This window comes from Microbacterium sp. K41 (genome assembly GCF_004794395.1).
Taxonomy (GTDB): domain Bacteria; phylum Actinomycetota; class Actinomycetes; order Actinomycetales; family Microbacteriaceae; genus Microbacterium; species Microbacterium sufflavum.
This window is the reverse complement of the sequence record NZ_SSDO01000192.1, coordinates 1-6,500: the sequence shown is the minus strand read 5'-3', so window position 1 is coordinate 6,500 and position 6,500 is coordinate 1. Positions and strand designations below refer to the sequence as shown.

6 protein-coding genes and 1 tRNA gene are annotated in these 6,500 nt (G+C 71.3%); 4 read left to right on the top strand and 3 right to left on the bottom strand.

Annotated elements, in window-relative coordinates:
- Together DW309_RS05125 and DW309_RS05120 are read right to left on the bottom strand one after the other, a co-directional pair.
- On the bottom strand, positions 1-1,956 hold a 1,956-nt coding region (locus tag DW309_RS05125; RefSeq protein WP_136044755.1), incomplete at its 3' end, for a hypothetical protein.
- A gap of 20 nt (positions 1,957-1,976) precedes the next feature.
- Positions 1,977-3,800, bottom strand: a complete 1,824-nt coding sequence (locus DW309_RS05120) for an HSP90 family protein (protein WP_136044754.1) — start codon at positions 3,798-3,800, stop codon at positions 1,977-1,979.
- Positions 3,801-3,993: 193 nt separating this feature from the next.
- On the opposite strand from DW309_RS05120, the gene DW309_RS05115 reads away from it, so the two are divergent.
- The 3 genes from DW309_RS05115 to nusG all read left to right on the top strand — a co-directional run bounded on the left by DW309_RS05115 (position 3,994) and on the right by nusG (position 5,456).
- Positions 3,994-4,066 (top strand) — tRNA-Trp (locus tag DW309_RS05115).
- A gap of 40 nt (positions 4,067-4,106) precedes the next feature.
- Positions 4,107-4,379 carry a preprotein translocase subunit SecE gene (gene secE, locus DW309_RS05110; protein ID WP_136034407.1) on the top strand — a complete coding sequence of 91 codons (273 nt, stop codon included), beginning with the start codon at positions 4,107-4,109 and terminating at the stop codon, positions 4,377-4,379.
- A 42-nt stretch (positions 4,380-4,421) separates the two neighbouring features.
- Positions 4,422-5,456, top strand: coding sequence for a transcription termination/antitermination protein NusG (gene nusG, locus DW309_RS05105; RefSeq protein WP_136034405.1), 1,035 nt, complete (start codon positions 4,422-4,424; stop codon positions 5,454-5,456).
- 81 nt (positions 5,457-5,537) lie between these two features.
- On the opposite strand, the gene DW309_RS05100 is transcribed toward nusG, so the two are convergent.
- Positions 5,538-5,936, bottom strand: coding sequence for a VOC family protein (locus tag DW309_RS05100; RefSeq protein WP_136044753.1), 399 nt, complete (start codon positions 5,934-5,936; stop codon positions 5,538-5,540).
- Positions 5,937-5,998: 62 nt separating this feature from the next.
- Between DW309_RS05100 and DW309_RS05095 the strand changes: the two genes are divergently transcribed.
- Positions 5,999-6,500 (top strand): helix-turn-helix transcriptional regulator (locus tag DW309_RS05095; protein WP_342590369.1); only part of this gene is annotated, 502 nt, incomplete at its 3' end.

Genomic DNA, 6,500 nt, shown 5'->3' with positions numbered 1-6,500 from the left:
GAGGCGGTAGCGCGAAACGGCGCGGTCGGGGTGGTCGGCGTCCTCCCACAGTGCCCCGGCGAGCACGTGCGCGTCGGCGAGGGCCCGTGTGGCGCCCAGCTCGGCGAGGAGGCGGCAGACCTCGTCGGCGTCCGCGGCGCCGTCGAGGTGCTCGCCCGTCCCTCCGCGCACCCGGGCCCTGGTCTGCAGCGCCTGGGCGCGATGCCCGGCGGAGAGGTCGTCCTGCGCGAGGAATCGGTCGAGCAGAGCGGTCGCGGCCTCCAGGTCGCCCTTGGAGAGCACGGCCCCGATGGCGACGAGCGTGGTGGTGTTCGACAGCCGGGTGTCCTCGGCCTCGGCGAACGCGCGGGCGGCGTGCTCGGCGAGGTCGAGCGCGGCGTCGGGCTCGTCGGCGTGCAGGTGCAGCGAGGCGCGGCTGATGGCGAGGTCTCCGCGCGACCACGCCGGAAGGCGCTCGGCGGCGGCCAGCTCTTCCTCCAGGGCGGCCCTGGTGTCGTCGGTGTCGAGCCCGAACGTGGCGAGGCCGAGGCGCAGCTCCAGCTCGGCCTGCACGTCGCGGCCGGCGTCGCGCAGCGCGGCGATGCGCTCGGGCAGCACCTGCTCCGCCTCCTCGATGCGGTCGAGCGCCACGAGGATCCCCAGGCGCATCGACAGCAGCTGTGCGCGTTTGCCGGGGTCGGTCACCTCGAGCGCACGGGGGAGGGCGTCGAGCGTCTCGTGCTCGGCGCCGAACTGGGCGAGCTGCATCGCGCGGTCGAACCAGCCGTCCGCGTCCGTCGGGGTCGTGGCCGGTGCGGTGGCGACGAAGGCGTCGGAGCGGATCGGCACGTCCCAGCTCTCGTCGGCCAGGCGGCGCGAGCGGGCGAGGCTCCGCGCGTGCCCGTCCGTTCCGTCGCGCTCGTCGAACTGCGCGCCGATGCGCTCGGCGGCCGTCCAGGCGGCGGTGGCGAGCTCGGCCGCGGTCCACGCGCCGTCGTGCTCTCCGAAGAGCCCGACGAGGGCGGAGGCGTCCGCACCGCGGACGGGGGTGTCGCCGTGCCCGGTCGCCACGACCCTGTCCAGTGCGACGGCGAAGGCGGTGAGGGCCGCGAAGTGCGCGTCGACGTTCAGGCCGTCGTGCGCGAGCCATCCGATGTGCCGCTCGATCAGGGCGAGGGCACGCGCCTCGTTGCCGGTGACGGCCGCGAACACGATGTTGTTGGCGACGATGCGGAGGTTGTCGGGGTTGTCCTTCGCGAGGCGGTAGCTGCGCAGGTGGGCGGTCTTCGCGTCCTCCAGGCGTCCGGCGCGGAGGTAGGGGAGGAGGACGCGGGAGAGCGCGTGCTCGGGCTCCTCGCCGCACGAGAAGCCGCCCTCGATCATCTCCTCGACCAGGCGGATGGCGTCGGCGTCGCGGTCGGTGTCGGCGAAGAAGCCCGCGAACTGGCTGCGGCCGCAGGCGTCGCAGTGGCTGTGGTCGTCGCGGGGTGTGGCCTCCAGCTGCACGCGCAGCGCCTCGGCGTCGTCCATCCGGCCGGCGTCCCACGCGTCCTCGAACCGGGCGGTGAGCACGCCGCTGAGGCCGAGGCCCGCGGCGCGGTAGTGGGCCTCCATGTCGTCGAGCACGGCGGCGATCTGCTCCTGCGAGAACGCGGGGGACGACCGCAGCGACGAGGCCATCCACTTGAACTGCCACATGAGGTCGGCGCCGCCGTTGTCGAGGTCGGCGGGGAAGCGCTGCGGGTCGGCGTCGTGGTGGGCGAGGCACCACGCGAAGGAGTTGAGCATCACGTCGGTGGCGCCGACCATGTTGGCCGAGGCGGTCTGCCGCATGCGGGCCTCGTACTCCAGGCGCTCGTCGCCGAGCTCGACGGCGAGGGCCACGGCCTCCGCGACGAGGGCCTGCTCCTCCGGACCCCACGGGGTGCGGTCGATCTCCTCGATGAGCTGCTGGAAGCGCTTCTTCGGACGTGCCATGGGAGCCTTTCGGTGGAGTGTCAGCGGGCGTCGCCGAAGGGGAGGGAGTCCCCCTCGATGCCGGCGGAGAGCGAGACGAGGTCGGCCAGCGCGCTGGTCATGAGCGCCCGGTCGGCGTCACGGAGCGGATGGTGGCCGGCGAGGAGCGCCTGGATGTAGAGCAGCTGCACGGTGCGGGCGAACACGGCGTCGTCCTCGACGCGCACCAGGGCGCGCACCACGCGGTTGGACCAGTTCAGGCACAGCCGTGCGGTGAGGTCGTCGTCGCGGGCGGCGGACAGCGTCTGGTCGATGCGGTCGAGCACGCCGCCCCACAGTGCCCCGGCGACCCCTCTGGTGCGGCCGCGGTCGATCGCGCGCAGCACCTCGGGGTCGGCGACGTACAGCCCGGTGAGTGCGGGCTGGTCGATCGAGCGCACGACGACGGCGCAGTCGGAGGCGGCGAGCACGGCCCCCGCGCGGGTCTCGAGCGCCACGGCGGCGTCGCGGTCGTCCAGGGGCGGGGGATCGAGACGGTCGAGCTCGCCGGCGACGTCGACCTTCTCCACGGTGACGGCGGGGTACAGCTCGGGCAGCAGGCGCACGAGGTCCGCGTCGTACAGGTAGCCGCCGTTGACCAGCACCTCATCGCCGGGCGAGATCCCGGCGACCTGGCGGAACTCGTCCACGGTCTGCGCGTAGCGGATGTGCGGGTAGCGCTCGACCAGGTCGCCGATGCGCAGCGTGCCGTGCGTGGTCTCGACGGTGAGCCACCGGGTGATGAACCGCGCGAGCTCCTCGTCGTGGCGCACGAGCGACTTGAGGCCGACCTCGTGCACCGCCACGAACTGTGCGAGGCGGTGCGGCTCGCGCAGTCCGAGCTCGAGCACCCAGCGGCGGATCCCCGCGCCGAGCTGCTCGCGCACGTGCTCCAGGGCCGTGTCCTCCACGAGGGACTCCCGGCTCGCGGTGGGGGCGAGGCCGGTGGAGTCGACGACCGCCCGCACGAAGAACGCCCAGTCGGGCAGCACGTCGTCCACGCGCTCGGACAGCAGCATGCGGCCGAGGTACATGCGGGTGGCCTGGCGTGCGCCGGGCGGGGGTGCGTAGGGGAGCACGTAGGCGAGACCGCGCGTGCCGGTCCCCGGTTCGCCGAGCTCGATCACGTCGAGGGGGTTCGCGCCGAGCAGGTCCCGCCCGTAGGCGACGGCCGCTTCGGGGTCGTCGGCGTGGGAGAGGAACGGCGGCTCGCGCGTGATGTCGACGTCTCCGGCGCCGGTGTCGATCGTGACCCGCACGGGGAGGAACTCGCCGAACGTGGTGGCGAGCTCGTGCACGGCGGCGGGCCGGAGCAGCTCGTCGGCGTCGAACCGCGGTACGAGGTGCACGCTGGTGCCGACCGGGAGGTCGTCGTCGAGCTCGATCACCTGGAACGTGCCGTCGGCGCTGCCCGTCCACTCCACGGCCGCGCCGCCTCGGGCGCTGCGCGAGCGGATGACGATGGTGTCGGCGACCATGAAGCAGCTGAGGAGTCCGATGCCGAACTGCCCGAGGTAGTCGCTGCGGGGGAGGTCGAAGATGTCGCGCTTCGAGCTGCGGCCGACCGTGGCGAGCAGGTCGGCGACCTCGGCGGCGGTCAGGCCGACGCCGTCGTCGCGGAGCACGAACTCGCCGGTCTGCGCGGTGAGCGGCGTGATGCGGATGCGCCCGCCGCCGCCGTCGACCTCGTGACGGGCGGTGATCGCGTCGCGGGCGTTCTGCAGCAGCTCGCGCAGGTAGACGCGGGGGCTCGAGTAGATGTGCCTGCTCAGCAGATCGACGACTCCGCGCAGATCCACCTGGAACTGCTGCACATCCCCACCCACACGCGCCCCTTCTCGCCGGCATCCGCTCGCCGAGCCTAGCAACAACCCGTATATCGAGCCCGGTTCGGCACCGTCGGGCGGATGCCGTATGCTTGTGGAGCAGTTGTTCTCTGCATTCTTTCGCCGTGCCTCGGGTCTTCGGATCTCGGCGCAGCGCGGGGATGGGAGGGCACCCCGAGGCCTCCGGGTCTCTAGGGCGGTAGCTCAATTGGCAGAGCAGCGGTCTCCAAAACCGCAGGTTGCAGGTTCGATTCCTGTCCGCCCTGCGCGTCAGTGCAACGCTGGCACACGAAAGGTACATTCAGGATGGATCAGGACGAACCGCGCGGCGAGGTCGTCGCGGCCGGCGCCACGCGCCAGAAGAAGGGCAACCCCTTCTCCCGGTTCTTCGGGGGCATCGCCCTGTTCATCCGCCAGGTCATCGCCGAACTGCGCAAGGTCGTCACCCCGACCCGCAAGGAGCTGTTCAAGTTCACGGGTGTGGTGCTCGTCTTCGTCGTGATCGTGATGGGCATCGTCTACGGTCTCGACTACGTCTTCGGGCTCCTGACCCACTACGTGTTCGGTATCCCTGGCTGATGACCCCCGCGGCGGCAGCCGCAGCTATGGAGAAGAAGCAACGTGTCTGAACGATATTCCGACGACGCCGACTGGGCGACCGCCGCAGAGCAGTCCAGCGAGGAGGACGAGGCCCAGGAGGGCAACGTGCTCGCCGCTGAGGAGTTCTCGGTCACCTCTGCCGAGCACGTCGCGGTCCACGTCGAAGACGAGGACGGCGAGGACGACACGGACGACATCGACATCGACATCGACGACCCGGAGGCGGACGCGATCGTGAACGACGCTCTCAACCTGGACGAAGCGGCGGAGTCCGAGGCCGCCGCCGAGGTCCTCAACGATTCCGTGGCCGAGGAGGCCGCCGAGCAGGAGGCCGAGGCGGCCGACGAGGTCACCCCGTACGACGGTCCCGACGTGAACGGCGAGGACGACCGTCCCGCAGCCGAGTCCGAGGAGGAGGACGCCGAGTCCGAGGAGGACCCCTACGAGGCCTTCCGCATGGACCTGCGCATGCTCCCCGGCAAGTGGTACGTCATCCACTCGTACGCGGGCTTCGAGCGCAAGGTGAAGGCCAACATCGAGCAGCGCAAGTCGACGCTCGAGGTCGAGGACGAGATCTACCAGGTCGAGGTCCCGATGGAAGACGTGGTCGAGATCAAGAACGGCCAGCGCAAGATGGTCACCCGCGTGCGCATCCCCGGCTACGTGCTGGTGCGCATGGAGCTCACGGAGGACACCTGGTCGGTCGTGCGCCACACCCCCGGCGTCACCGGCTTCGTGGGCAACGCCCACAACCCGACGCCGCTGCGCTTCGAAGAGGCCTTCAACATGCTGAAGTCGCTCGTCGAGGTGAAGGACGTCCCGACCGCCAAGAACATCGCGGCGAAGGGCGGCGTCGCCGTGGCCCGTCCGCTGCCGGCCGAGGTCGACTTCGAGGTGGGCGAGACCATCACGATCAAGGAGGGCTCGTTCGCGGGTCTTCCCGGTTCGATCAGCGAGATCAAGCCGGAGAGCGGCAAGCTCACGGTCCTCGTCTCGCTCTTCGAGCGCGAGACGCCGGTCGAGCTGTCGTTCGACCAGGTCACCAAGATGATCTGACACTGCTGTCATCAGAACGCCCCGCCGGCTCATCCGGCGGGGCGTTCTGCGTGCGGCCGCGGGTCTCCCCGCACCCGTCGGTCAGCCCGCGTGCTGTGCGGCCCAATGCGGGCTCTGGATCAGGCCGAGGAGATTGCCGAACGGGTCGCTGACCGACGCCGACCACCACCCCTCGCCGCGCTGGGTGACGGGGTCGAACGGGGTGGCGCCGAGGGCTGCGAGGCGGTCCATCACGGCGTGGATGTCGTCGACGTGCAGGCTCACGAGTGCGCCTCCCGGCTGCGGCAGGGCGGGGCGGAAGCGGGCGTCCATGAGGGCGAACTCGTCGTCGTCGTCGCCGAAGCGCCATTCGGCGTACTGCGGGGTCCCCTGTTCGGGGCGGGTGAAGTACGGCGCGGCGTCGAACACGCGCGTGTACCAGTCGATCGCGGCGGGCATGTCCTCGGCGACGAGGTTGAGGTTGGCGAGACCACGGAACATGGGATCTTCTCCTTCGGTGGGAACGGCTTTCCTTCTATGCTCGACCGTGAAGTGATCACCTTCTGATCACTTCGGAAAAGAGGTTCCCGATCCGTGCCGATCGCCTGATCCAGGCTCTGCTGCTCCTGCAGGGGCGCCCCCGGATCACCGCCGCGGAACTGGCCGCCGAGCTGGAGGTCTCGGTGCCCACCGCGCGCCGCGACCTGGAGGCGCTCGCCATGGCGGGTGTGCCCCTCTATCCGTCTCGGGGGCGCGGCGGCGGGTGGTGCCTGATCGGAGGGGCCCGGACCGATCTCACGGGACTGACCGAGAGCGAGGTGACGTCGTTGCTGGTCGCGCTCAGCCAGAGCCGCGCCGCCGCGCCGGAGCACACGGCCGCGGTGCGCAAGCTCATGCGTGCCGTGCCGGAACCGTTCCGCGAGGGCGCGCAGCGGGTGGCGGAGTCGACCGTGCGGGATGCGCCCTGGGGTGAACCCGATGATGCGCCGGAGCGGCCGGCGGTGTCGGAGCTGCAGCGGGCGATCGCTGCGCGCCGCCGGGTGCGCTTCGGCTACGGCGACGCCG